Below are 23,125 nucleotides of genomic sequence, written 5' to 3' on the forward strand. Positions count from 1 at the left end.
GATAGCCATCTTCATCTGCTGGCTCATCCTCCGCTCCGTCCGAGCAGGCTCCGTCCACATCGAAGTAGAAGACCGAGACCCGAACCCCCAGCCCCCCAACGAATGAGAAATGCCACGAGCATGCAATCGAGCAGGCATCGGCCGAGAAGACCCCTGCTCAATTGCATGCTGGTGGGAATTCAGCCCCGCCTGCTGATGGCCTGGAGAATCAGCTCCCGTGCCACTGCGCCGGTCACGGACCGACCCGCCAAGACGTCGAATGTCCGGTGGTACAGCCTGATTTCTCGTGGCTGAGTGATCGTCAGTTCTGCGGTGATCCCCTCGACGGTTACCCGCCGCTCGTCGAACATGACGAAGTTGGTCAGCTGCATCGGCAGTTCGGTACTCAGGGGGACTATCCCGAAGGTGACACGCGGCAACCCCATTGCCGCTATAAGCCGGTCCAGCTGTCCTCGCATCACTGAGTCGCCACCGACTTTGTTGTACAGGGCTTGCTCGCCCATCAGCAGGTGGAACCGATGGTCACCCTTGTAGAGAACCTGTTGGCGCTCGAGGCGCTTGGCTACGCCTTCATCCAGGTCATCAGGTATCCCATGGAACTTGATAGACCTGCGTAGTATCGCCGAAGCGTATTCGGCGGTCTGGAGCAATCCGGGTATCAGCGACGGCTGATACGCCCGAATCACCTTGGCCTGCTGCATCAGGCGCAGAATCTCATGTTGTTTCTGCTTGGTCCCGCCGCTGAGGGTTCGACGCCACTCCCGGTAAGCGGCGTCGATGTTCCGCAGGGACGCAACGAGGTCCGGCATCTCGCTCTGAGCCCCGGTGAGCTTGCACCAGAGCTGAATGTCGACCACCGAGGGCTTGGTCTTGCCGTACTCGATCTTGGGAACCCTGGTCTGATGCCAGCCCGCGCGACGGGCAAGCTCACTGCCGCTGAGACCGGCGGCCTGGCGAAGCGCCCGCAGACGTTCCCCGAGCGCTTCACGCTGTTGCTGTACCGAATCAACCACCGATCAGACTTCACCCGCATATTCCCGGAAGGGCACTGCGGACTGCCAAAGCCTTTCCTTCACGCTTCGGCAGTACGCAGCTATACCGGAGTCCGTGGTGATAGCTGCACCGGCAGGTTTCCCATCGATGTCCACCAGGTTGAAACCCACGGTGGTGTCGTCGAACAGCCACCAGTCATCCGAGGGCACGTTCCCGGCACGATGCCGGGGCAGGTACCGAATGTCTTCCCCTGCTTCGACGTTCCCCGCTGTGATGGACAACAGCCACCGCTGATAGTCGGAGTGCGGCTCGGTGACTACCCGGACACGGGTAACCCGCACACCCCGGCCGACAGTCTCCTGAACAAGTTCTGTCCAGGGCCGCTTGCCGTAATCCGGGACCGGTGGCTCACCGTTCAGGAACCGCCGCAACGGTTCTGATTCGGCAGGCACGGAGTAAGTGTCTCTCACCTCCAAGTGGAATGCCTCGCGTTGGGCCTCCCTGAACAGCTCAGGCCACGGGCTAGGCTGCCGCAGTAACACCGTAGAAAGTCCTCTCGACCTTGGGCACTTCGATAGCGGTCTCGTCAGCCTCCATTGCCAGCCGCACCACCGTCTCGAGGTCGGTGACCGGTCGGCCGGACACCAGGAACGTTCCCCGGCCGGTATCGGTCATGGTGGCGCCGACGAAGGTATCCGGCTCCGCGAATCCCAACAGCAGATGCGGAATCTCCACCGTCCCCGGCGTTTCGGTCTTCCAGCCCACGACGACGTAGGTGCTGGTGTCGGTCGCGTACAGCGACGGGCACTCACCGTCGCCCGAACCACCCTTGCCCAGGAATTTCAACAACATGATGACCTCCCTATTTGGACTAGGCGCAGCTATGCCTGCGCGTACTGATTGTCGCGCTCAGATGTGTGGCACATCCAGGTATTCAGCCAGTTTCGGCATAGTTCGGCATAGGTGTGGCTCGAAGATGTACGCGCTTCGTAGCGTCGGTTCATGGAGGCGCACATACGGCTGTACCAGTTCCCCGGTGGCGTGCTGGAACTCCAGTCGCACGGAGACGACACAGAGGACTACTCGGGCTTCTATCTCGAGATCAACGGACACATCGTGCTCGACGGACATGAACACCAAGGGGCTGCAATGCGTTGGAAACCAACCTGTTTGGGATACCTTCGGACCGATGTGTCCGGTGTGGGTCAGCAGTGGGATGAATCCGAGATACGCAGGCTCGCGGCGAGATACGGGTACGACCTGGCCGAGGTGGTGGTCTTCGATCCGAACTCGGCTCGCCCGCCGCTGGCTCGGCTGAAAACCCAGGCGACCCGTCTCGCCGCCGAGGCGGTGATCGTGCCGAGTCCGGCGCACTTCTCCGACGGCCACATCCCCAGCTCGCTGGTGCAGCGCCTCGACGTCATCACCGTCCACCCCGAGGAAACGTACGCCCGTCGTGCCGTACCGCCATCGCAGGACCTGCCATTGGCACAGGCGGACGGTGCTTGATGACGAGCATGCAATTGAGCAGGCATCGGCCGAGAAGGCACCTGCTCGATTGCATGCTGGTGGGGATTTGCTAGCTGTCAGGCGGGGATGGGGCGGTGGGGGCGGAGGGGGATGGTGTCTCGGAAGGCTTCTATGGCGGCTGCTACCTCGAAAGGTGTTGTGGTGTTGGCGATTTCGTTGCGGTAGCGGACTCGGGTGGCGACGGCGGGGAGGTCGAAGGCCCAGACCATGGACATCAGGGGGTTGATGAAGAGTTCTGTGGGCTTTTCGCGGGTGCGGGACAGGGAGTGGTGGTTGCCGAATTCGCCGCGGGCGGCGTCGGTGATGGAGGCGCAGACGATGCTTTCGCGGCCGGGGGTGTGGCGCTGGACCCAGTCGACGGCGGCGAGCCAGGAGTCGACGGCGGGGATGCCGGGGAGGAGGGAGAAGACGCCGTGGTAGGCGTCGAGTTTGGCGAGGGCGGAGACGTTTTCGAGGAAGTGGGCGTGGCAGACGCCGTGGTAGGTGTCGACGCCGAAGCCGACGCAGACCGCCAGTTTCACCGGGAGGTCGAGGGCGTTCGCGGCCAGCAGGCTGGTGATGTCTTCGACCGGGGTGCCGAGTCCGGCCTCGTCGCCGGTCATCAGCAGGTCGGTGCCGCCGTCGACGAGGACCACCGCGTCCAGGCGCAGTTCCCGGGCCAGCCACGCATAGGCGGCCCGGATGTCGGCCGGACCGCCCTTGCGGATGAGGTGCACCCGGTCGGGGTGGCCGTGGTCGCGCAACCAGACCGCGAGGTGCTTCTCGGGGAAGTAGGAGGCCGATCCGCCTGTGTCGGCGTCGATTTCGAACAGTCCCGGCGCCACCGGTCGCGCATCGGTGCGAGTGACCGGCGTGAACGTGAGGTTCGCGAGGAAGACCGTCTTGTCGCGTTCCCAGAGCGAGAAGGCGATCGGCAGGCCGCTGAGCAGGTCGAAGCCGCCGCCCGCACCGGCGATCAGGATGCGTTCGCTGTCCCGAAGGCGGTGCAGGAGCGGGGTGTCGAACAGGGTGAGCGCGGCCATCTGTCGAAGTATTCAGTACCTGTCGCGGCATCGCGCACCTATCTGCGTGGCTAGGGGCGGGTCCAGAGCTGGGCCGTGTCGGTCAGGTTCCACCACGAGACGTAGTGCGAGTCCTGGGATTCCAGCCGCCATGCGGAGTCCAGGGTGTCGAAAAAGGCTTCGTCGCCGGTCTTTCCACCGCGTGGCTCGCCGATGTAGACGAGGCGGTTCCCGCCCGCGCGGGTGAAGTCGGCGAGCACCGTGGACGCCATGTGATTGCCCCAGCCGGGCGGCCAGCACAGGAACAACGTCCGTCCGTGTCGTCCGGCATTGTGGGCGGCGTGAGTCAGGTTGGGGCTCACCGGATGCCACAGTGTCCGCTGGCCGCGGGCGGTGGGGAACGAGGGGTTCGGGGCGATGCCGGGCGGCTCGGAGTCGTACGCGTGGACGGTCAGGCCCGCGCGGGTGAGCTGGGCGGCCCAATAGCCGCGGCCCGCACCGATTTCCGTGACGGCGCGTCCGTCGCAGACGTCGACCAGCCAACCGATCGTCTCGGGCGCGGGAATCGCATAGGCGTAGGCCGATTGCAGGATCGTCTGGGCGAAGGCGAGTCTCGCGCTGCCGGATACCCGACCGCCGTTGACGACGCGACGCCGGGCAAACTCGGACACGGCCGGACAGACGATGTCCCAGTACGGATTATCCGACTCGCCGCCGGTCAGATAATGCACGAGCCTGAGGTCGAAGGCCGCGTCCGCGCGCTCGTCCCCGGTGCCCGGTAGCCGGGAGGCGGTGTCGAGATACTCGGCGACCCTGGGGAATTCGAGACGCAAGCGCGCCTCGTCCCCGAGCAGGGCGGACAGTTCGGTCCGGCGTTGCGGCGTGAGCACCAGGTCCGTCACCCGATCGATTGTGCGGCCATCGCCTCGAATCCTCTGGCGTGTCGGTGAATTCCGGTGTCTAGGCGCGTAGACCGTTGATCAGGGCCAGGACCACGGGTTCGGTTTGTGTGCGCGCGGTTTCGGGATCCTCGGCATTGGCGATGAACATGGCCGCCTCGCCGAGGGCGGACAGGATGATCAGGGCCAGCGGGCGGATATCGAGATCGGCGCGCAGCACACCCGCCTGGATGCCGGATTCGAGGCCCGCCACCACCAGACCCAGGCCGTACTTCTCGTCGACCTCCCGCCATTCCTGCCAGCCCAGCACCGACGGCGCGTCGATCAGCGTGATACGCACGCGCTCGGGGTCGACGCACGACAGCAGGAAGTTGTGCAGCCCGGCCTCGAGCACGGCGAGCGGATCGGTCGGCGCGACCTGGGCCATGGTCTCGCCGACCTGCTGCAGGATTTCCTGCTGGACCTGCTCGTAGACGGCCCGGAACAGGTCCTTCTTGTCCTTGAACTGGTGATACATCGCGCCGCGGGAACTGCCCGCGCGCTGCACGATCTCGGGGGTGCCGACGGCCGCGTAACCGCGTTCGGCGAACAGTTCGCGCGCGGCGGCGATCAAGGTCGCGCGGGTCGACTCGGATCGTTCGGCTTGCCTGATCATCGACACCTTTCTGGGCTCGGTGGGTGGATCGTATCGTGAATCTATTGAAAACAGGCAGCCTGTTTGTTACTTTGAAATCCTCTTCACCGTCTCTGCTCCAAAGGGAGTCATCCAGATGACGAACACCATCAGCCCCGAATCCCCCGCCGCCTGGCGCGATCCCGCCCTCGGCACCCGGCACGAGCTCACCCTCCCGCAAGGCACGCTGACCGTATTCGACAGCGGCAGTGGCGATCCCGTGGTCTTCGTGCACGGATTGCTGGTCAATGCCAACCTGTGGCGCAAGGTCATTCCGCCGCTGGCGCGCGAATATCACTGCGTGGCAATCGATCTGCCGTTCGGCTCGCACACCACCGCCATGCCCGACGCCGACCTGACCGCACCCGGTCTGGCCCAGCTGGTCATCGCGGCCATCGAGAAACTCGACCTGGGCCCGGTCACGTTGGTGGGCAACGACTCCGGCGGCGCGGTGAGTCAGCTGGTCGTCGCGGCCCGCCCGGATCTGGTCGCCCGCCTGATCCTGACCTCCTGCGACGCCTACGAGAATTTCCCGCCGCCGTTCTTCAATTTCGTCGGCCTCGCCGCCCGGGCCCCGGGCGGCCTCACCTCGCTGGCCTTGAGCATGCGCATCCGCGCGGTGCGCCGCCTGCCCATCGCCTACGGCTGGCTGACCCATGGTCCGCTCGACCGTGCCGTCGGGGACTCGTATGTCCTGCCCGTGAGCACCAAGGCCATCCGCGAGGATGTCCGCCGCGTCATCGGCGGCATCGACAGCAAGTACACCCTCGCCGCCGCAAAGACTTTCGCCGACTTCAAGAAGCCCGTGCTACTCGCCTGGTCGGCGGGCGATCGATTCTTCCCCGAGCGCTACGCCGAGCGCCTGGCCGCCGATTTCCCCGACGCCCGCATCGAGTGGATTCACGATTCACGCACCTTCTCTCCCGAGGACCAGCCCGCTCAGCTGGCCGCCGCGATCACCACCTTCCTCAACGCGACCCGCGCCGAGAGCCCGCGATGACCGTGCGCGAGCTGCCCCACCTCGCCGACGTCGAACACCGCTTCGTCGACGTCGGCGGGTTGCGGACGCATGTAGCACTGGCGGGCGGCGGTGAGCCGCTGGTGCTGCTGCACGGCTGGCCGCAGCACTGGTGGCAGTGGCGGCACGTGATCGGCCCACTGGCACAACACTTTCGGGTCATCTGCCCGGATCTGCGCGGGCTCGGCTGGACCGACGCCCCGCCGAACGGGTACCGGCCCGCGGTGATGGCCGACGACATCACGGGCCTGCTCGACGAATTGGGTGTCGAGCGGTTTCGCGCCATCGGCCACGATTGGGGCGGGTTGGTGGGATATCTACTGGCCCTGCGCTTTCCGGAACGCATGCGGCACTACATCGCCATCAATACGGCGAGCCCGTTCCTGCGCCCGACACCGCGGGTCCTGGCCGACGGCGTCCGCCTCTGGCACATCGCCGCCAATGCCGCACCGCTGGTGGGTCCGCGGCTCGCGGCGCACACGATTCCGGACTGGGCACTGCGGCATTGGACCCATCGATCGGCGACCATGACGCCGGAGGATCGGGCCATCTTCCTGGCCCAGTTCGAGGAACCCGCCCGGGTCGCGGCGACCGTCAGCTACTACCGCAATCTCATCACCCATGAGATACCGCTGCTGCTGTCGGGTCAGTACCGCTGGTCTCGGCTCCGGGTTCCGACGCTGATCCTCGCGGGCAATCGGGATCCGCTGCTCCCGGTCACCGCCACACGCGAATTCGGCTCGCTGGCAAGCGATATCCGCGTCGAGGTGTTCGACGAGGTCGGACATTTTCCCGCGACCGAGCAGCCGGAGCGGGTCGTCGAGCGGGCGATGGAGTTCTTCGGCTATCAGAAATCGCTGTCGAATCCGTCGAAGCCACCGAAATCGCCGTAGTCGCCGAAGTCCTGGCCGCCGAGGTCGATGCCGGGATCGATGCCGCCCTGGTCGTAGCCGCCGTCGGCATACCCGCCGTCGGCGGCGTCCAGACCCGCCTGATAGCCGTCGCCGTAACCGTTTTCGAAGGCGGCGGCGTCATAGCCGACACCGGACATGCCGGTGAAGAGGGCATTGAACAGCATCGCGGAACCGACACCCCAGGCACCGGCGATGAGCGCGGGCTTCCACCACGGCTCGGAGTACCAACCGGCCGGGACTGGACGACCCGCGACTCGACCGCCCGGGTAGTAGTTCGGAGTCGCCGTGGAGGGGGTCGGTGAGGCTTCGATGCGCCGACCGTCGAAGTCGATGGACCGGTCCTCGGTGACCCGACCGGCAGTGCGCTGCCCATCGAGCTCGGGCACCGCGGGACCGGGATCCATGCCCATGGCCGTGCGCGCGGCGCTCACGTAGTAGAGGCCCTCGAGCGCGGTCTCTTTGGCGAGCCGAGCCTGCGCCGGGGTGGTGGCCTGCTCGATCTGCGAACCCGCCGCATTGAACCGCTCCCCGGCGTCGGCCAGCGCCTGCTTGGACGCCGCGTCGGTGCCATTGAGGTTGTAGACCTGCCCGCCGAGCCGTTCGATCACCCGGCGCGCATCGGCCTTCGCATCCTCGAGCTGGGTGTTCGACCGTGAGCGTTGGGCGCGGTTGACCGCCACCACACCCAGCAGGACGACAACCATGACAATGAGCAGAACGACGACCGTGGCCATGCGACCAGCCTACGCAGCAAAATTCGCCACTTAGTTGCCACGCGCTGTGAGCTACGCGATTATCCGGCCACCGCCGCAAAGCGCGCTTCGCGGCGACCTGGATCAACCTCCTCTTCATCCAGCTCCGACACCGCGAACTGACGTTTGCCAGCGGTTTTCGCCGAATACATGGCCCGATCGGCGCTGCGCAGCAGATCCGAGAAGTCGCAGTCCCGTCCGGGCGGGCAGAAGGCGGTGCCGACACTCGCCGACGCCGGGACCGGACCCGCGGCCGTCGGCACCGGCTCGCACAGCGCGGACAGCACCCGCATGGCCAGTTCACCGAGGGTATTGCGGCGCGCGGGCAGCGCGACCACGAACTCGTCGCCGCCGTAGCGCGCGATCACGCTCTCGGCCGGGCAGACCGCGCGCAGCCGCTGGGCGATGGTGACCAACACCTCGTCGCCGACCGTATGGCCGTAGCCGTCATTGATCTGCTTGAAGTCGTCGAGGTCGATGAGCAGCAGGCCGACACCGCGCGCCGGATCGGTCGACATCACCCGCACGCGTTCCTGCAGCAGCGAGCGATTCGCGAGATCGGTGAGCACGTCATGGGTGGCCTCGTGCCGCAACCGCGTCTGCAGCGCCGCGATCTCCTGTACCCGCACCGACACCGCCTCCGAGAGGCTGCGCTCCTGCTGCGCGAGGGCGCGCTGCTGCAGCGCCTCGGCATAGGCGTCGATGGCCTGGCTGGCGATGAACGACCAGCGGGTCGCGATCAGCGAACCGCGCATGCCCGGCGACAGTCCGAGCAGCGCGCGGCTGGCCGGGGCGAGCATGCGGGTGCGGTCGAACGGAGACTCGGCCAGGCTGCGGCCGATGCGGCGGGCGGCCTGCACCGGAAACGGTTCGGACCCGGCCAATTCGAGCAATTCATCGATGACCCGGCCGAAGATGCGCTCGAGTTCATCGGCGGGAACCGCGGGCGAATGCCCCAGCGCGGCGCTGCTCGCGCCCGGGTGCACGGACCGCACCCATTCCCGAATGGTGGCCGCCACGACGGCGGAGGTTCGAGTATCGACGCGGATGGGCATGCGCGCTCACCCTGCGTACGTGCTGTCGGGGCCGACTTCGCCGCCGGTCCTACCCTGTGGATCGAGCTCACTACTACGCGGTCGGCCACACCTGAGGTGCATGCTCACCGCCCCCTTTCCGATACCCCCGTCCGGACAAAAAGGATCCTAGCAAGCCACCCGACATCGAAAACCCCTGATTCAGAACAGGTTCCCGCTGTCTCGCGAATGGCGATCGCATGGCTCATCGCTACAGCGCAGGAGGTGTTACACCCGATTTCGGCATGTTTTCCACGACTCGCCGGGCGCACCGCGCGACCTGCCGCGACGTGCGACTACAGGGGCGGATTGGCATTCCGGGAGTGAGGTTCGGTACAGTGCTCAACGCACGCGGCATCCACGGATGCGGTGATGCGGGTGTAGTTCAATGGTAGAACCTCAGCCTTCCAAGCTGATGGTGCGGGTTCGATTCCCGTCACCCGCTCTTGTCCCGCCCCTCAGCGGGAGCGTTCACCGAACGCGTAACGGGGTGTAGCGCAGCTTGGTAGCGCATCCGCTTTGGGAGCGGAGGGTCGCAGGTTCAAATCCTGTCACCCCGACCATCTTTCAGCTCCGCTTCGAAATCCCTCCGGGGCGAGCATGTTTCAGGGGCGCTCACGCCTCCTTTCTCTCTAAGTCTCGGTGCAGTGGCTGCGCCGTCGAGCCGTTTCTGGGCAGGCGTACCGTTTAGGCGGGTGCATGTGCACCACCTGCGAAGTTGATCGACAGACGAGCGAACCTTCTTCGAAAGGAGCAGCCATGAGCGATACGTTGCGAGTGGGTGAGGAGCTTGGGCTGGGTCAGTCGCTGCAGAATGGCGCGTACTCGCTGACCTTGCAGAATGACGGCAATCTGGTGTTGATGGACGACGGCGCCGAGGTGTGGGCGTCCGGGACACACGGCCAGGATGTGCAGCGGGCCGTCATGCAGGACGACGGCAATTTCGTGCTCTACAAGTCGGACGGCAGTGCCGCGTGGTCGTCCGGGACGAACGGCAAGGGGGCCGATCGGGTGACCCTGCAGCCGGACCGGAATCTGGTGGTCTACGCGGGCGACAAGGGCGTGTGGTCGAGCAAGACCGCGACCGACAAACCCAAGCCGGTGAGCGAGGCCGCACCGGCGGCCGCGGGCCCACACCCCTACACCGTCCAGGCCGGAGACACCCTCGAGGCGATCGCCGAACGCGAACTCGGCGACCGGGCCCGCTTCATGGAGATCGTGCGAGCCAATGGCCTCGACAATCCGGACATGATCAATGTCGGTCAGGTATTGAACATCCCCTGATCGAACCCGCGAACAACGAACCCACGCCGGGCCCGACCGAAGCGGTCGAGCCCGGCGTGACCGTCAGCCGTTGTTGTGCCCCGTGCGAGTCACCGAGGTAATGCGCAATTCCGGGTCCCCGAGAATCTCGTTGCCGGTGATGGTGACCGTGGCGGTGAAGTAGTCGTCCTCGGCGAGGGTGCCCACACCCGGGCCGGTGAGTTCGATGGAGGTGCCGTCGAGCGCGTAGGTGTCGGTCGGCCCCGCCGTGACGAAGGCGGCGTGGCTCTCGTCGGTGACGTTGTACATCTCGCCGTAGACGGTGAAGGATTCGCCGATGTGGTGGGTGTAGTCGGCGAGCGTCTCCTTCAGTGCGGCCTCGGAGGCCGGTGACTGCTTCTGAATGGAGACGACCGGCGCGGCAACGGCGGTGGCCGCCGAGCCGCCCGCCACTGCCATGGCGAGAACGGCCGCGGTGATGAACGTGCGCATGTGTACTTCCCCTCGAACTGACGCGGAGGACCACGCGCCCCCGCCAATTCAAGATCGTCAGGGAGCTCGAAATGTTAACCGGCAGAACGTCCGCGGCGGTGAAGCCACCGAAGTAGGCAGGGTCCTCAATCCCCCGACGCCGCCTCCGCCAGTGCGGTGGCGATGCGCCGCAATGCGATTCGATCCTCGGGCATGAGGCGGTCGAGCAGGTGTCGGCGGACCGCGTCGGCGTGAATGGGTCGCAGCGTCTCCAGGGCGGCCGTCCCCTGGTCGGTGAGAACGACATCGGTGCCCGCGGGCACACGCTCGCGGCGGATGAGCCCGCGATTCTGCATCCGGGTCAGCTGGTGTGACATCGCCCCTTTGTGCAGTCCCATCGAATCGGTGAGCACCTGCTGACGCAGGCGGCCGCCGCCGAGCTCCGCCAGTCGCGACAGGACGCCGTAGTCGGTACCCGACATGCCCGACGCCGTGGTGATGTCGGCGGCGACGCGCCGGGTCACGTGATCACCGAGGGTCTTGCACGCATGCCAGATCGTCATGTCCTCGGCAGTGAGTTCCGTCATGCGAAACATCGTAGTTGTCATAGCAACCCGACCGTGTTTCACTGGTTGCTATGACAACTCCAGTCATTGTGACCGGCGCATCCGCCGGGATCGGCGCGGCCATCGCGCGCCGACTGAGCCGCGCCGGGCACGATCTCGTCCTCACCTATCGCACCGGATCCGACCGCGCCGCGGCGGTCGTGGCGGAGCTCGAGCGCGGCGGCGGCCGAGCAGTCGCCGTGCCCGCCGATGTCGCCTCGCCCGCCGATCTGCGTGCCGTATTCGATACCGCCGAAACGACATTCGGGCCGGTATTCGGCCTGGTGAACAATGCCGGGGCGGCGCGGGTCCGGCCCCTGGCCGACAGTGACGACGCCCTGATCCGAGACTTGTTCGGCGCGAACCTCTTCGGCGCGCTGTACGGCATGCGCGAGGCCGCGGCGCGACTCGTGCCCGGCGGCGCGATCGTCAATCTGTCCTCCACCGCTGTACACACCGCGACACCCGGCCTCGGCGTCTACCTTGCCGCCAAGAGCGGTGTCGAGACGCTCACACGGGTCGCGGCGAAGGAGTTCGGCGCGAGGGGGATTCGCGTGAATGCCGTCGCGCCCGGGCTGATCGACTCACCAATGTTCCGCGAGGGCAAGACCGACGCGGAGCTGCGGCGCTTCCTCGCCCAATCACCACTGGGCCGACTCGGGGACAATGACGAGATCGCGGCCGCGGTCGCCTACCTACTGCACCCGGACTCCTCTTGGGTCAACGGTCAGATCCTGCGGGTGAACGGCGGCGTGGCCTGACGCCATCCTCGACACGCCCGGCCCGCACCCGTCCGGCAACTCATAGCTAATGGCTCTGGATTTAACCTTCCGTGCAAGTGATCACACCTTGCCGGTAACCGGATGTTGTGCCTCCGTTTGCACTGTGTTATCGATTAACAGTGCTGGTCAACCACGAGGTGAACGTTTCCAGCTCGTCGTTGTCCACCGACGGGGTGCGTTCGAAGGTTCTGCCCGTCGCCGCGCTGGTCGTGGCGGCGGTGTTGCTCGGTGCCGCGCAGCTCTGGGCCTCGGCGCACGGGATGCTCGGTCCGCTGCGCAGCCTGGTCGACGATTACTTCGCCAATCCACAGTCCGCGGCCGTGTCGTGGGCGGGGCTGGGGCTCGCCTGCATCGGCGTGCCCGGGCGGGTCCGGGTCGTCAGCCTGGTTGCCGCGGGGGTGCTGGACGCGCTGACATTGGCGCTGCAGGCGGCGTGCGGATGGCACGTGTCGATCGGAACCGGTCCGACGCTCGCGCTGACGGCCCTGACCGTGACGGTCTTCCGATGGGAGGGCGAGCGCCGCCGGACGGCCCTGCACGCCATCGGCTTCGGCGCGCTGTTGATCATGGCGTCCAAGCTCGCCGACACCTGGCTGATGGTCAGCATCATCGCGGGGCCGCGCGTGCTCGATCAGTATGTGCAGCTGGCCGACCGCGCGCTCGGCGAACCGGCGTGGGTCATCGGGCGCCTGCTCGACGCGCTGGGGCCCGTGCCGTCGCACGTGCTGCATGTCGTCTACATCCAACTGCCCGTGGCGGCGGTCGTCGTCGCCGTGTGGCAGCTGCGGAAGGTGACGACCGACGGCTGGCCGCGCCACCATCTCGTGCGAACCTTCCTGGTACTCGGCGTGATCGGCCCGCTCGGCTACGTGCTGTTCCCGGTCGTCGGCCCGGTCTTCGCGTACGGTCCGCTCGGCCACGGGCTGGAAATCGGCGACTGGCCGACGGTCTGGCCCGCCCTCACCTCCGACCCGCAACCGATGCTGTTCGACTCGGTGACCGCCCGCAACTGCATGCCGTCCATGCATACCGCCTGGGCGACGGCCCTGTTCATCCATTCCCGGAGCGGGCCGCGATGGCTGCGCTGGGCGGGTGCGTTCTGGCTGGCCTGCACGCTGCTCGCGACGCTGGGATTCGGGTACCACTACGGCAGCGATCTGGTGGCCGGTGCCGTGCTGTGCCTGACGGTGGAGTCGGCGCTGCGCGATCCCGATCGAGGCTGGGACCTGCATCGCGTGCGGATCGTCTCGCTGGGTGCCACCGTGCTCGCTGGATTGTTGCTGTCATATCGATTCCTGGCCGAGACCATGGCCGAATATCCGGTGCCCGCCGGAATTCTCGTGCTGGGTTCGCTGGCCGCCGTGGTGTTCACCTTCTACGCGACCTGGTTCGCTCACCCCGGTGGTCGAGTGGCGCAGTGGGGCGGCCGCATCGCGCCGGATGGATTTGCCATGGATTCACTGCCCTCCCAAGGCAATCCGGACAAGTTGCGCGAAAGCCGGAAGGGTTAGTGTCTCGGTGATGATCACGACGCGGGCGGGGCAACGAAACTTGCTGCGCCACCTGAAGACCGACGGCCGCGCTGGCCTGCCTCGCATTCCGATCTTGATCGTGCTCGCGCTCGCGCTGGCGTTCACGGTGGCATTCTCGGCCCTGCACGGCTTCCTCGATCTGCAGGTCTATCGCGTGGACACCCGCGGCTGGCTGGAACACGGCACGCTCTACGGCCCGACCCTGCCGGTGGCCGGACACACCGATCTGCCGTTCACCTATCCCCCGTCGGCCGCGGTCCTGATGATTCCGCTGGCGATCATGCCGCTGTGGCTCGCGGAATTCCTTGTCACCCTGAGCTCGCTCGCTTGCCTGGGCGTGACGCTGTGGCTCGTGCTCTCGCGGGTGCGACCGGATCTGGACCCGCGCACCCGGTTCACGCTCGCCACGGGCGCGCTCGTGGTGGCGCTGGCCATCGAGCCGGTGCGCACCACCCTGTGGTTCGGTCAGATCAATCTGGTGCTGATGGCGGCGGTCGCCCTCGACTGCCTGACCGAGAAGCCCCGCTGGCCGCGCGGTGTCCTCGTCGGCGTCGCCGCGGTGACCAAGCTGACCCCGGCCGCGTTCGTCCTGTACTTCCTGATCCGCCGCGACTGGAAGGCCGCCGGTACCGCGGCCGCCACCGCCGCCGGTGTGATCGGGGCCGGATTCCTGCTGTTCCCACGGGAATCCCGTGACTACTGGCTGCACGCCATCACCGACACCAACCGCATCGGCTCCCCCGATTACGTCGGCAATCAATCCCTCAAGGGCATGGTGTTCCGGGTCGGCGTCCCGCACTCGGCGACCACCGTCGTGTGGCTGGCTCTGGCCCTGGTCGTCATGTGCGCGGGGGCGGTCCTCATGCACTACCTGATCGGCGTCGAGCGCACCTCGCCCGACCTCCTCGCCACCCCGATCACCATTCACTCGGTCACCGCTCTGCTGGTGAATGCCGCGGTGCTCCTGCTGATCTCGCCGGTCTCCTGGACCCACCACTGGGTCTGGGTCGCCCCCGCCCTGCTCACCGCGATCGCCTGGACCACCAAGAACCCCGGTCGCGCCCCCTTCGCCGCCATCACGATCATCGCCCTGGTCTTCCTGATCGGCCCCGGCCTCATGCCCAACGGCCAACACCGCGAAATGAATTGGACCTGGTGGCAACACATCCCGGGCGACGTCTACATCCTCGCCACGGTCGCGCTCCTCATGGTCGGCCTCGCCCAACTCCCGCGCCTGCGCTCCCGTACCCGATAGTGAAGATCGGCTAGGCGGGCCGGTCCGCTCGTACCATGGACCGGTGCGATTCGCGGGGGACGACCACGACACCGCCGACGCCGTGAGCTGGGACATTGCCCGACCGGTGCGTCCCGGAGCGGCGATCGGACTCAGAATGGCCGGATTTCGGAGCCGAGCCTCGGGGCCGATCGAGATGCCGGTGATCCCGCATCCCGCCGTCACGCTCGTGGCGGATTTCGGTACCGGCTCACTGGTCGTGGAGGACGCCACGGGACGGCGACAGCCGGGTGGCCACGTCGCCGGGCTGACGTTCGGCGGAGTTCGCCTGCGCGGGAACGATATCGCGTGTCTGGAAGTACGACTGTCGCCCCTGGTCGTCCGAGCGGTCCTGGGCACCAGCCCGGCGGAGCTGGGCCGCGCCCTGCTCTCGCTCGACGACCTGTGGGGCCGGGAGTCGGCGCGGCTGCGCGAGCAACTCGGCGAAAGCCCCTCGTGGGCACACCGTTTCGCGCTGGCCGACGCACTGCTCGCGCGGCGCGGCGAGACCGGCCCCGCGCCGGACCCGGAGGTGGCCTGGGCGTGGAGACGAATCGTCCGGAGCCACGGCCGAATTCGGGTCGAGGAGTTGGCGGCCGAGCTCGGCTGGAGTCGCAAACGGTTGTGGACCCGCTTCCGCGACCAGGTCGGTCTGCCTCCCAAGCGCGCCGCCTCACTGGTTCGATTCGACCGGGCCGCCCATCATTTGGCGGCGGGCCGCGATGCCGCCCGGGTCGCCGCGGACTGCGGCTATGTCGACCAGTCCCACCTGCATCGAGAGGTGGTGGCCTTCACCGGAATGACCCCGGTCGCACTGGCCGGTGATCCCGGATTCGCCGCCGACCACCTCGCCTACGCACGATAGGGAACATTCGTACAAGAACGCCGACCCCCGCCCCCGGCAAGGTCGAAGCATGCGAATTCACGACCCCCTCGCCCTCGCGAAAACCCTCTCCCCCTTCGATTTCCAGGTGCTAGAGCCCTTCAACGACGCGGCGTTCTGCATGTTCTACGGCGACCGCCTCGCCACCTCGAGCTGGGAACTGCACCCCGACACCGACGAACTGCTGATGGTGCTGTCCGGCCGCGTCACCGTCGAAATCCTTACCGACACCGCCCGCCACCGCCTCCCCCTCACCACCGGACAATTCACCATCGTCCCGAAAGGCCACTGGCACAGACACATCGACGCCGACGAGGTCGTCGAACTGTTCCTCACCCCGGGCACCACCCTGGAATCCACCGCCGCCGACCCCCGCGCCCCCGGCACCGCCACGACCGACGTCACCCCCGAACTCACCGATCGGAGCATCTGACATGGACGTGCGTGGCGCGAAGATCCTGCTGACCGGGGCCACCGGCGGAATCGGGCACACCCTGGCGGCGGAGCTGGCCGGACGCGGCGGCGAGATGGTGCTCACCGGCCGACGCATCGACCTGCTGGAGCCGCTGGCCGAAAGACTCGGCGTACGAGCCATTCCCGCCGACCTGACCGACCGCGACGCCATCGACAAGCTGCTCCGGGACGCGGGCGACATCGACATTCTCATTGCCAATGCCGCACTCCCGGCAGGCGGACTGCTGACGGAATTCTCCATGGCCGAACTCGACCGCGCGCTCGACGTCAACCTGCGCGCGCCCATCGTGATGGCCAAACTCGCCGCCCAGCAGATGGCCGCCCGCCGCCGCGGCCACCTGGTGTTCATGTCCTCCCTGGCCGGAAAAACGGCCACCGCCCTGGATTCCCTTTACAGCGCAACCAAATTCGGACTACGCGGCTTCGCCCTCGCTCTCCGCGAGGATATGCGCCCGCACAATGTCGGCGTCTCAACTCTCTTCCCGGGCTACATCAGGGACGCGGGCATGGTCGTCGACTCCGGTGTGACCCTGCCACGCGGAATCGGCACCCGCTCCCCACGCGACGTGGCCCAGGCGACCATCCGAGCCATCGAGAAGAACCGCGCCGAAATCGACGTCGCCCCACCGAACTTGCGCCTGATCGCCCTACTGGGAGGCATAGCCCCCACCCTGACCGCCGCCATCCAACGCGCTCTAGGCGCCGAGACCATCTCCCGGACACTCGCAGAAGGCCAGCGCTACAAGAACTGAATCCGGAGGGGCTGCGATAACCTGAGCCCTGTGGCTGGTGAAGGAGACCTGCGGAGACTACCTGGCAACACCGGGCCGAAACCCAACCTGGACCGCCACGTGCTGGTCGAGTTCTTCGCCGAACACACACCGCTTGCCGGGTTCGGGGAGGATATCGACGCCACCCGCGATCTGCTTACCGACGAGGTCGGGGCGGGATGGGATGACGATTGATCTCGGCCTCCCCAATCAAGAATGGCAGCAGTCGGGGCCGCAGCAGGTGCGGTCGGCGGGCTTCACCGCCTTGATGATTGCGGAGTGCATGCCGTCGGCTACCGGGTGGGTTGGTTCGATCTGGATGTCGGCGAATCCGGCCGCTTCCAGGTGGTTTCGGTATTCGGTGAAGGAGAGGGCGCCCGCTATGCAGCCGACGTAGTCGCCGCGTTGGGCGCGTTCGGCGGGGGTCAGGGCATCCTCGGCGACGACGTCGGCGATGCCGATGCGGCCGCCAGGGGTCAGGACTCGGGACATTTCGGCGAAGACGGCAGGCTTGTCGGTGGACAGGTTGATGACGCAGTTGGAGATCACTACGTCGATCATGTTGTCGGGGAGAGGGATTGCTTCGATGGTGCCCTTCAGGAACTCCACGTTGGTGACGCCCGCCTTGGCGGTGTTCTCCCGTGCGAGCGCGAGCATCTCGTCGGTCATATCGACGCCATAGGCCTTGCCGGTCGGCCCGACGCGGCGCGCGGACAGCAGCACATCGATGCCACCGCCGGACCCGAGGTCGAGGACGACATCACCTTCGCGCAGGTCCGCCACCGCGGTCGGGTTACCGCAGCCGAGCGACGCGGCCACGGCCTGGATCGGCAGCTGATCCCGATCAGCGGCCCGATAGAGGCTGGCACCAAAGTTCTCGTCGATATCGATCGCCCCCGTCGCGCAACAGTCACTCCCCCCGCAACAGTCCTCGGCCGTGCCACCTCCCGCCACAGCCACCGCCGCAGCGGCATACCGCTCGCGCACCGTCTCGCGCAGCTCGTCACCCTGCTCCGACATTGAATTCACACCCTCTCAGCGGCCCAAGCTCGGGTGATTTTCACATCCCGAACTGGCTATATCGATATCCATCGAAGCAAGTGTGGCGCTCTGATTAGACAGATGTCAATATTGATGAGTGTCGAAACAGGATCTCCCGGTGATCGCTTCCCCCGGCTGCTGCGAAACCACCCTGTCCTCACCCCTGGACAGCGCCACAGCCGCCACACTCGCGACCACCTTCAAGGCACTCGGCGACCCGGTCCGCCTGCGCCTGGTGTCATTGATCGCGGCAGCGCGCGGGGAGGAAGTGTGTGTCTGCGAGCTGACCCCGGCGTTCGACCTGTCCCAGCCCACCATCTCCCACCACCTCAAGGTGCTCCGGGAGGCCGGTCTGCTGACCTCCGAACGCCGCGGCACGTGGGTGTACTACCGTATCGTTCCCGAAGCGCTGCAACGCCTTTCCGACGTCCTGATACCGGTCGACATGACGGCAGCCTCGGCCTAGAAGCGCGCGTCCGTCAGCCCGGCTGGCAGGTCGGGCACCAGAAGAGGTTGCGGCCCTCCATGACCGAATGGAGGACCGGGGTGGCGCACAGGCGGCAGGGGTCGCCGAGGCGGCGGTAGACGTAGGTGCGGGGGCGGTCGGGTGCGTAGGAGGGTGCGCCGTGGTCGTGTTCGGGGCGGACGACGTGCATCAGGCCGCGGCGGACGCCGATTTTCATCAGGGCCACCAGGTCCGTCCACATCTCGTCCCATTCGCTGCGGCTCAACGACTTTCCCGGCCGATGGGGTGAAATCCCATGGCGGAAGAGGACTTCCGCGCGGTAGACGTTGCCGACTCCGGCGAGGACCTTCTGGTCCATGAGCAGTGCGCCGACGGGGCGTTGGGAGCGACTGATGCGGTGCCAGGCGCGGTCGGGGTCGGCGTCGGGGCGCAGCGGGTCGGGGCCGAGACGGGAAGTGAGGGCGTCGACCTCGGGGGCGTGCAGGATTTCGCACGCGTTGGGTCCGCGCAGGTCGGTGCCGTGGAGTTCGCCCTTGCGGCCACCGCCGATGAGGCGCATGCGGACCTCGCCGACGGGCGGGTCCATCGGGACCGAGGATTCGGTGAACTTCCCGTACAGGCCCAGGTGGATGTGCAGGGTGACGCCCGAATCATAGTGGTGCAGAAGGTGTTTGCCCCACGCTTCGGCGCGGGTCAGGACGCGGCCGTCGAGCAGTGCCGCGCCGTCGGCGAAGCGGCCCTGCGGGCTGGAGACTCGGACCTGACCGCCCGCGAAGCGCTTGTGGTGCAGCTTCGCGAGGCGGTGCAGCGTATGACCTTCGGGCACAGGTCAGTTCGGGAGGGCCGGGGGGACGCCGGTCTTCTCGTACTCGGAGAGAATGTCGATGCGGCGCTGGTGGCGCTCCTCGTTCGACCACGGGGTGGTCACGAAGGCGTCGACGATGGCGAGGGCTTCCTCGGTGGTGTGCATGCGGCCGCCGATGCCGAGCAACTGGGCATTATTGTGCTGGCGGGCCAGCTGCGCGGTCTCCACGCTCCAGCCGAGGGCGCAGCGCGCGCCGGGCACCTTGTTGGCGGCGATCTGCTCGCCATTGCCGGAGCCGCCGAACACGAAGCCCAGCGAGCCCGGGTCGGCCACCACGCGGCGGGCGGCCTCGATGCAGAAGGCCGGGTAGTCGTCGAGGGCGTCGTATTCCAGCGCGCCGCAGTCGACGACCTCGTGGCCCTGGCCCTCGAGGTGAGTCTTGACGTGGTTCTTCAGTTCGAAACCGGCATGGTCGGCACCCAGGTATACGCGCATGGCAGCGATTGTGTCAGGGCGCTCGCGGTCGGTCGGCAGGGGGCTCTCACCGAGGCCGAACCGACCTGTGCGCTGAAACGTACTATCCAGGCATGACGTCCGACGACAGATCGCAACCGCCGAACGCCTACGGGGGGCAAACCGCTGGCGGGCTACCGGGGCAGCCGAGCACCGGAAGCCAACCCGTCGCCACGATCAACGGCGTGTCCGGGTGGGACCCGCGCCTGGGCCCGCCGGGTTGGGGTCCACAGCAGTCGTATTCACCGCCCCCGCCACCGGTGGTGCAGCAGACCCGCGGCCTGTCCCCGTACGGCATGCCCGCGCGCCACAGCTGGGAGATCCCGCTGCTGGTGATCGTCGTCATCATCACTGTCATCGCGTATCTGATCGCGCTGCTGCTCCTGGTCACCGGTAATGCCGGGCAGCTGACCCTGCTCCTGGTGTTCGCGCCGCTGATCGTCTATCTGATCCGCGGTATGACCTATGCGACCCAACGCATCAACGGCATCAAGATGTCGCCCACGCAGTTCCCCGAGGGCTATCGGATGGTGCAGGAGGCGGCCGCCCGCTTCGGCCTGAAGAAGGTGCCCGACGCCTACGTGGTGCTGGGCAACGGCCAGATCAACGCCTTCGCCTCCGGGCACGGCTTCCGGCGCTTCGTGGTCGTCTACAGCGATCTGTTCGAAATCGGCGGCGCGGCACGCAATCCCGACGCGCTGGCGTTCATCATCGGCCACGAGGTCGGGCACATCGCGGCCGGGCACGTCTCGTACTGGCGGCAGCTCGGCATGTTCGCGGGCTCCTATGTGCCGATCCTGGGCATCTCGCTGATCCGCGCCCAGGAGTACACCGCCGACAATCACGGCTTCTGCAATCGGCCGCAGGGCGCGCCCGCCGCCATGCAGACCCTCGCGGGCGGCAAATACCTCAACAATCTGGTGAGCTTCGACGAGATGGCCGACCGGGCCGCGCAGGAGAAGGGCTTCTTCGTCTGGATCGTGAACGCCATGGCCAGCCATCCCGTGCTGACCTGGCGCATGTGGGCCCTGCGCGACCGCAGCCGCCACGGCAAGCTGTTCTGGCGCCCCAGCGCGCCGACGCAACCGGTCCTGCCCCCGCCCTACGGCGGCTACCAGCCGCCGAGCCCAGGCGGCTTCGGAAATCCCCAGGGGTACGGCACGACTCCCGGGTACGGCGCTCCACAGGGATACGGCGCACCGCAGGAGTACGGCGACACCCCGACCTACCACGAATACCGCGGCCCCAACTGAGGTTTCGCGGCGACGGCAATCGGGCGGGGTCCGCCCTGTGCGGACCCCGCCCGATCACTGTTCGCGACGGCGCGTCGACTACTCCGCGAGCTCAGTCGAACTGCGGATCTTCGGTGCGGGTCCGCTTCAGCTCGAAGAAGTGCGGGTAGGAGGCCAGCGCGACCGCGCCGTCCCACACCTTGCCCGCCTCCTCGCCGCGCGGAATGCGCGACAGTACCGGGCCGAAGAACGCGACGTCGTTGATGTGAATGGTCGGGGTGCCGACATCCGGCCCGACCTTGTCCATACCGGCGTGGTGCGAGGCGCGCAGGGCCTCGTCGAAATCGGTGGCATTGGCGGCCTCGGCCAGCTGCGCAGGCAGGCCCACCTCGGCCAGCGACTCGGAGATGATCTGCGCCAGCACCTCCGCGCGCGAGGCGTCGTCGCGCTCGTACTCGGCCCGCCGGTTGTGCAGGCGGGTGCCCATGGCGGTGTACAGCGGCAGCAGCACCTTGTCGCCGTGCTCCTGGGCGGCCGCGATGGCGACGCGCACCGGGCCCCAGCCGGTCGCCAGCAGCTCCTCGTACTGCGGGGGCAGGCCCTCGCGGCCCTCGTTGAGCACCGACAGGCTCATGACGTGGAAGTGCGTCTCGATATCGCGCACCTGCTCGACCTCGAGGATCCAGCGGGAGGTGATCCAGCACCACGGGCACAGCGGGTCGAACCAGAAATCGACCCGGTCCTTCTTGGTGTCGCTCACAGGAAGTCCTTTCGCAGCTTGTCGACGGCCCGGGGCAGCGCTCTACACCAGACGCTCGCGACCGTACTCCATGCGCAACAACCAGGATTGTTGCCGATATTTCCGCTCCGCCCCCTCCGGCCGGGGCTAGTGTCGGAATATCGGCCTCGTCGGGAAATGCGTCGGGGTGGAACCCGACCGCGGCAGCAGGGAGGTTTCGGCATGACCACATCCAGGTTCGTCATCGCGGGAGGTGGGCTGGCCGCGGCGAAGCTCGCGGAAGCCTTGCGCGCCAATGACTTCGACGGGACGGTCACGCTCGTCAGCGCGGAGGAACACCTGCCCTACGAGCGGCCGCCGCTGTCCAAGGAGCATTTACTGGGCAAGAAGGCGCTGGTCGACTTCACCGTGGATCCCGCGCAGTGGTATCGCGATCACCATGTCGAGGTCCTGCTCGGCACCACCGTCACCGCCGTGGACCGCACCACGAAAACGATTGCGCTGCCGGACGGTACGACGCTGCCCTACGACAAGCTGGCACTGGCCACCGGATCCCGCCCGCGCCTGCTGCGGTTGCCGGGCGCGGACGCCGAGGGCGTGTACACGCTGCGCACCATCGAGGACTCCGATGCCCTGCTGGCCATGTTCGGCACCGCGCGGCGGCTGGCCGTCATCGGCGGCGGCTGGATCGGGCTCGAGGTCACCGCGGCGGCGCGGGCGGCGGGCGTGGAAGTGACTGTGCTGGAAGCGGAATCGGTGCCCTTGCAGGCGGCACTCGGTACCGAGATGGGCGAGGTGTTCGCGCAGCTGCATCGCGAGCACGGCGTCGATCTGCGGTGCGGGGCCAAGGTCGGCGAGATCACCGTCGCCGACGGGCGGGCCACCGGGGTGCGCCTCGACGACGGCACCGTGATCGAGGCCGACGCGGTGCTGATGGCCGTGGGCGCGCGACCCAATATCGAACTGGCCGACGATGCCGGGCTGGCCGTCGGCGGCGGCGTGCTCGTGGACGAGAGCCTCGCGACCAGCGACCCGGACATTGTGGCGGTCGGGGATATCGCCGATCAGCTGCATCCGGTGCTCGAACAGCGAATCCGGGTGGAGCACTGGGCCAACGCGCTCAACCAGCCCGCGATCGCGGCGCTGACCATGCTCGGCAAACCGGCCGTCTACGACCGCCTGCCCTACTTCTTCACCGACCAATACGACCTCGGCATGGAGTACACCGGCTACGTCGCGCCCAAGCAGCAGGCGCGCGTCGTGGTGCGCGGCGATCTCGGTAAGCGCGAGTTCGTGGCCTACTGGCTGGACTCCGGGAATCGGGTGCTGGCCGGAATGAACGTGAACGTGTGGGATGTGACGGACAAGATCGAACAGCTGATCCTCGGTGGCGAGGCCGTGGATCCCGACACTCTGTGACCGC

General features: G+C 67.1%; 28 protein-coding genes and 2 tRNA genes. 16 read left to right on the forward strand and 14 right to left on the reverse strand.

Annotation, left to right across the window (positions count from 1 at the left end; all coding sequences use genetic code 11):
• Positions 1 to 179: 179 nt before the first annotated feature.
• From VMT40_RS12475 to VMT40_RS12485, 3 genes are read right to left on the reverse strand one after another with little or no spacing between them, the layout of a single operon-like run.
• A complete protein-coding gene (locus tag VMT40_RS12475) occupies positions 180 to 1,013 on the reverse strand; it encodes a helix-turn-helix domain-containing protein (RefSeq protein ID WP_326358131.1) in 834 nt (277 codons plus the stop codon).
• 3 nt (positions 1,014 to 1,016) lie between these two features.
• The gene (locus VMT40_RS12480; RefSeq protein ID WP_326358132.1) at positions 1,017 to 1,535 is read right to left on the reverse strand and encodes a DUF6879 family protein; all 519 of its coding nucleotides are present in this window, start codon (positions 1,533 to 1,535) and stop codon (positions 1,017 to 1,019) included.
• Positions 1,516 to 1,845 (reverse strand): hypothetical protein, encoded by a 330-nt coding sequence (locus tag VMT40_RS12485; RefSeq protein ID WP_326358133.1) that lies wholly within the window; start codon positions 1,843 to 1,845, stop codon positions 1,516 to 1,518. The genes VMT40_RS12480 and VMT40_RS12485 overlap by 20 nt, the downstream gene beginning before the upstream one ends.
• 150 nt (positions 1,846 to 1,995) lie before the next feature.
• Here VMT40_RS12485 and VMT40_RS12490 point away from each other — a divergent pair, with 150 nt between their 5' ends.
• The gene (locus VMT40_RS12490; protein ID WP_326358134.1) at positions 1,996 to 2,502 is read left to right on the forward strand and encodes a hypothetical protein; all 507 of its coding nucleotides are present in this window, start codon (positions 1,996 to 1,998) and stop codon (positions 2,500 to 2,502) included.
• Positions 2,503 to 2,579: 77 nt separating this feature from the next.
• Here VMT40_RS12490 and VMT40_RS12495 read toward each other — a convergent pair whose 3' ends face one another.
• The 3 genes from VMT40_RS12495 to VMT40_RS12505 are packed head-to-tail and all read right to left on the reverse strand — an operon-like array spanning position 2,580 to position 5,078.
• Positions 2,580 to 3,545 (reverse strand): DUF1152 domain-containing protein, encoded by a 966-nt coding sequence (locus VMT40_RS12495; RefSeq protein ID WP_326358135.1) that lies wholly within the window; start codon positions 3,543 to 3,545, stop codon positions 2,580 to 2,582.
• A 50-nt stretch (positions 3,546 to 3,595) separates the two neighbouring features.
• Complete coding sequence (locus VMT40_RS12500; protein ID WP_326358136.1) at positions 3,596 to 4,426, reverse strand: hypothetical protein; 831 nt, start codon at positions 4,424 to 4,426, stop codon at positions 3,596 to 3,598.
• A gap of 58 nt (positions 4,427 to 4,484) precedes the next feature.
• Complete coding sequence (locus VMT40_RS12505; RefSeq protein WP_326358137.1) at positions 4,485 to 5,078, reverse strand: TetR/AcrR family transcriptional regulator; 594 nt, start codon at positions 5,076 to 5,078, stop codon at positions 4,485 to 4,487.
• A gap of 115 nt (positions 5,079 to 5,193) precedes the next feature.
• Between VMT40_RS12505 and VMT40_RS12510 the strand changes: the two genes are divergently transcribed.
• Both VMT40_RS12510 and VMT40_RS12515 read left to right on the forward strand, forming a co-directional pair.
• Positions 5,194 to 6,096, forward strand: coding sequence for an alpha/beta fold hydrolase (locus VMT40_RS12510; RefSeq protein WP_326358138.1), 903 nt, complete (start codon positions 5,194 to 5,196; stop codon positions 6,094 to 6,096).
• Positions 6,093 to 7,007 (forward strand): alpha/beta fold hydrolase, encoded by a 915-nt coding sequence (locus tag VMT40_RS12515; protein ID WP_326358139.1) that lies wholly within the window; start codon positions 6,093 to 6,095, stop codon positions 7,005 to 7,007. The genes VMT40_RS12510 and VMT40_RS12515 overlap by 4 nt, the downstream gene beginning before the upstream one ends.
• Here VMT40_RS12515 and VMT40_RS12520 read toward each other — a convergent pair.
• A complete protein-coding gene (locus tag VMT40_RS12520) occupies positions 6,962 to 7,762 on the reverse strand; it encodes a DUF1542 domain-containing protein (RefSeq protein ID WP_326358140.1) in 801 nt (266 codons plus the stop codon). The two genes, VMT40_RS12515 and VMT40_RS12520, sit on opposite strands and share 46 nt — an antisense overlap.
• A 59-nt stretch (positions 7,763 to 7,821) precedes the next feature.
• On the reverse strand, positions 7,822 to 8,835 hold the full coding sequence (locus tag VMT40_RS12525) for a GGDEF domain-containing protein (RefSeq protein WP_326358141.1): 1,014 nt from the start codon (positions 8,833 to 8,835) through the stop codon (positions 7,822 to 7,824).
• 392 nt (positions 8,836 to 9,227) lie between these two features.
• On the opposite strand from VMT40_RS12525, the gene VMT40_RS12530 reads away from it, so the two are divergent.
• The 3 genes from VMT40_RS12530 to VMT40_RS12540 all read left to right on the forward strand — a co-directional run bounded on the left by VMT40_RS12530 (position 9,228) and on the right by VMT40_RS12540 (position 10,137).
• Positions 9,228 to 9,298 (forward strand) — tRNA-Gly (locus VMT40_RS12530).
• A 41-nt stretch (positions 9,299 to 9,339) separates the two neighbouring features.
• Positions 9,340 to 9,416, forward strand: a tRNA-Pro gene (locus tag VMT40_RS12535).
• Positions 9,417 to 9,612: 196 nt separating this feature from the next.
• On the forward strand, positions 9,613 to 10,137 hold the full coding sequence (locus tag VMT40_RS12540; RefSeq protein WP_326358142.1) for a LysM peptidoglycan-binding domain-containing protein: 525 nt from the start codon (positions 9,613 to 9,615) through the stop codon (positions 10,135 to 10,137).
• Between the two features lie 63 nt (positions 10,138 to 10,200).
• Here VMT40_RS12540 and VMT40_RS12545 read toward each other — a convergent pair whose 3' ends face one another.
• Complete coding sequence (locus tag VMT40_RS12545) at positions 10,201 to 10,608, reverse strand: hypothetical protein (protein ID WP_326358144.1); 408 nt, start codon at positions 10,606 to 10,608, stop codon at positions 10,201 to 10,203.
• A 125-nt stretch (positions 10,609 to 10,733) separates the two neighbouring features.
• A complete protein-coding gene (locus VMT40_RS12550; protein WP_326358145.1) occupies positions 10,734 to 11,174 on the reverse strand; it encodes a MarR family winged helix-turn-helix transcriptional regulator in 441 nt (146 codons plus the stop codon).
• A gap of 50 nt (positions 11,175 to 11,224) precedes the next feature.
• On the opposite strand from VMT40_RS12550, the gene VMT40_RS12555 reads away from it, so the two are divergent.
• The 7 genes from VMT40_RS12555 (at position 11,225) to VMT40_RS12585 (ending at position 17,101) form a co-directional block, all read left to right on the forward strand.
• On the forward strand, positions 11,225 to 11,953 hold the full coding sequence (locus VMT40_RS12555; protein ID WP_326358147.1) for an SDR family NAD(P)-dependent oxidoreductase: 729 nt from the start codon (positions 11,225 to 11,227) through the stop codon (positions 11,951 to 11,953).
• A gap of 179 nt (positions 11,954 to 12,132) precedes the next feature.
• Complete coding sequence (locus tag VMT40_RS12560) at positions 12,133 to 13,485, forward strand: phosphatase PAP2 family protein (protein WP_442789979.1); 1,353 nt, start codon at positions 12,133 to 12,135, stop codon at positions 13,483 to 13,485.
• A gap of 10 nt (positions 13,486 to 13,495) precedes the next feature.
• The gene (locus VMT40_RS12565) at positions 13,496 to 14,761 is read left to right on the forward strand and encodes a glycosyltransferase 87 family protein (RefSeq protein WP_326358149.1); all 1,266 of its coding nucleotides are present in this window, start codon (positions 13,496 to 13,498) and stop codon (positions 14,759 to 14,761) included.
• A gap of 43 nt (positions 14,762 to 14,804) precedes the next feature.
• Positions 14,805 to 15,644 (forward strand): helix-turn-helix domain-containing protein, encoded by an 840-nt coding sequence (locus VMT40_RS12570; protein ID WP_326358150.1) that lies wholly within the window; start codon positions 14,805 to 14,807, stop codon positions 15,642 to 15,644.
• A 49-nt stretch (positions 15,645 to 15,693) separates the two neighbouring features.
• Positions 15,694 to 16,095 carry a cupin domain-containing protein gene (locus VMT40_RS12575; protein ID WP_326358151.1) on the forward strand — a complete coding sequence of 134 codons (402 nt, stop codon included), beginning with the start codon at positions 15,694 to 15,696 and terminating at the stop codon, positions 16,093 to 16,095.
• Between the two features lies 1 nt (position 16,096).
• Positions 16,097 to 16,888 (forward strand): SDR family NAD(P)-dependent oxidoreductase, encoded by a 792-nt coding sequence (locus tag VMT40_RS12580; protein ID WP_326358152.1) that lies wholly within the window; start codon positions 16,097 to 16,099, stop codon positions 16,886 to 16,888.
• A gap of 30 nt (positions 16,889 to 16,918) precedes the next feature.
• On the forward strand, positions 16,919 to 17,101 hold the full coding sequence (locus tag VMT40_RS12585) for a hypothetical protein (protein ID WP_326358153.1): 183 nt from the start codon (positions 16,919 to 16,921) through the stop codon (positions 17,099 to 17,101).
• Positions 17,102 to 17,116: 15 nt separating this feature from the next.
• Here VMT40_RS12585 and arsM read toward each other — a convergent pair whose 3' ends face one another.
• Positions 17,117 to 17,926 (reverse strand): arsenite methyltransferase, encoded by an 810-nt coding sequence (gene arsM / locus VMT40_RS12590; RefSeq protein ID WP_326358154.1) that lies wholly within the window; start codon positions 17,924 to 17,926, stop codon positions 17,117 to 17,119.
• Between the two features lie 139 nt (positions 17,927 to 18,065).
• On the opposite strand from arsM, the gene VMT40_RS12595 reads away from it, so the two are divergent.
• Complete coding sequence (locus tag VMT40_RS12595; RefSeq protein ID WP_442789954.1) at positions 18,066 to 18,413, forward strand: ArsR/SmtB family transcription factor; 348 nt, start codon at positions 18,066 to 18,068, stop codon at positions 18,411 to 18,413.
• Between the two features lie 13 nt (positions 18,414 to 18,426).
• On the opposite strand, the gene VMT40_RS12600 is transcribed toward VMT40_RS12595, so the two are convergent.
• Positions 18,427 to 19,239: an Fpg/Nei family DNA glycosylase gene (locus VMT40_RS12600; protein WP_326358155.1), complete on the reverse strand. Its 813-nt coding sequence runs from the start codon at positions 19,237 to 19,239 to the stop codon at positions 18,427 to 18,429.
• 3 nt (positions 19,240 to 19,242) lie between these two features.
• Positions 19,243 to 19,713, reverse strand: a complete 471-nt coding sequence (locus tag VMT40_RS12605; RefSeq protein ID WP_326358156.1) for a ribose-5-phosphate isomerase — start codon at positions 19,711 to 19,713, stop codon at positions 19,243 to 19,245.
• 92 nt (positions 19,714 to 19,805) lie between these two features.
• Here VMT40_RS12605 and VMT40_RS12610 point away from each other — a divergent pair, with 92 nt between their 5' ends.
• Entirely contained in the window at positions 19,806 to 20,984 is a 1,179-nt protein-coding gene (locus VMT40_RS12610) for a M48 family metallopeptidase (RefSeq protein WP_326358157.1), read from the forward strand.
• A gap of 91 nt (positions 20,985 to 21,075) precedes the next feature.
• Here the strand turns inward: VMT40_RS12610 and VMT40_RS12615 are convergent, their stop codons facing one another.
• Complete coding sequence (locus VMT40_RS12615) at positions 21,076 to 21,723, reverse strand: mycothiol-dependent nitroreductase Rv2466c family protein (RefSeq protein WP_326358158.1); 648 nt, start codon at positions 21,721 to 21,723, stop codon at positions 21,076 to 21,078.
• A gap of 201 nt (positions 21,724 to 21,924) precedes the next feature.
• Here VMT40_RS12615 and VMT40_RS12620 point away from each other — a divergent pair, with 201 nt between their 5' ends.
• On the forward strand, positions 21,925 to 23,121 hold the full coding sequence (locus VMT40_RS12620) for an NAD(P)/FAD-dependent oxidoreductase (protein ID WP_326358159.1): 1,197 nt from the start codon (positions 21,925 to 21,927) through the stop codon (positions 23,119 to 23,121).
• Positions 23,122 to 23,125 lie beyond the last annotated feature (4 nt).

This window comes from Nocardia sp. CDC160, assembly GCF_035818795.1.
In the GTDB taxonomy this organism is placed as follows: domain Bacteria; phylum Actinomycetota; class Actinomycetes; order Mycobacteriales; family Mycobacteriaceae; genus Nocardia.

Bases quoted from the DNA above. Each gene is read 5' to 3' on its own strand.
- VMT40_RS12495 (WP_326358135.1), bottom strand. From the start codon at position 3,545: ATGGCCGCGCTCACCCTGTTCGACACCCCGCTCCTGCACCGCCTTCGG.
- VMT40_RS12565 (WP_326358149.1), top strand. From the start codon at position 13,496: ATGATCACGACGCGGGCGGGGCAACGAAACTTGCTGCGCCACCTGAAG.
- VMT40_RS12575 (WP_326358151.1), top strand. From the start codon at position 15,694: ATGCGAATTCACGACCCCCTCGCCCTCGCGAAAACCCTCTCCCCCTTC.
- VMT40_RS12610 (WP_326358157.1), top strand. From the start codon at position 19,806: ATGACGTCCGACGACAGATCGCAACCGCCGAACGCCTACGGGGGGCAA.
- VMT40_RS12550 (WP_326358145.1), bottom strand. From the start codon at position 11,174: ATGACGGAACTCACTGCCGAGGACATGACGATCTGGCATGCGTGCAAG.
- VMT40_RS12490 (WP_326358134.1), top strand. From the start codon at position 1,996: ATGGAGGCGCACATACGGCTGTACCAGTTCCCCGGTGGCGTGCTGGAA.
- arsM (WP_326358154.1), bottom strand. From the start codon at position 17,926: ATGTCGGAGCAGGGTGACGAGCTGCGCGAGACGGTGCGCGAGCGGTAT.
- VMT40_RS12555 (WP_326358147.1), top strand. From the start codon at position 11,225: ATGACAACTCCAGTCATTGTGACCGGCGCATCCGCCGGGATCGGCGCG.
- VMT40_RS12515 (WP_326358139.1), top strand. From the start codon at position 6,093: ATGACCGTGCGCGAGCTGCCCCACCTCGCCGACGTCGAACACCGCTTC.
- VMT40_RS12540 (WP_326358142.1), top strand. From the start codon at position 9,613: ATGAGCGATACGTTGCGAGTGGGTGAGGAGCTTGGGCTGGGTCAGTCG.
- VMT40_RS12505 (WP_326358137.1), bottom strand. From the start codon at position 5,078: ATGATCAGGCAAGCCGAACGATCCGAGTCGACCCGCGCGACCTTGATC.
- VMT40_RS12485 (WP_326358133.1), bottom strand. From the start codon at position 1,845: ATGTTGTTGAAATTCCTGGGCAAGGGTGGTTCGGGCGACGGTGAGTGC.
- VMT40_RS12620 (WP_326358159.1), top strand. From the start codon at position 21,925: ATGACCACATCCAGGTTCGTCATCGCGGGAGGTGGGCTGGCCGCGGCG.
- VMT40_RS12605 (WP_326358156.1), bottom strand. From the start codon at position 19,713: ATGCGCGTATACCTGGGTGCCGACCATGCCGGTTTCGAACTGAAGAAC.
- VMT40_RS12520 (WP_326358140.1), bottom strand. From the start codon at position 7,762: ATGGCCACGGTCGTCGTTCTGCTCATTGTCATGGTTGTCGTCCTGCTG.
- VMT40_RS12525 (WP_326358141.1), bottom strand. From the start codon at position 8,835: ATGCCCATCCGCGTCGATACTCGAACCTCCGCCGTCGTGGCGGCCACC.
- VMT40_RS12545 (WP_326358144.1), bottom strand. From the start codon at position 10,608: ATGCGCACGTTCATCACCGCGGCCGTTCTCGCCATGGCAGTGGCGGGC.
- VMT40_RS12510 (WP_326358138.1), top strand. From the start codon at position 5,194: ATGACGAACACCATCAGCCCCGAATCCCCCGCCGCCTGGCGCGATCCC.
- VMT40_RS12580 (WP_326358152.1), top strand. From the start codon at position 16,097: ATGGACGTGCGTGGCGCGAAGATCCTGCTGACCGGGGCCACCGGCGGA.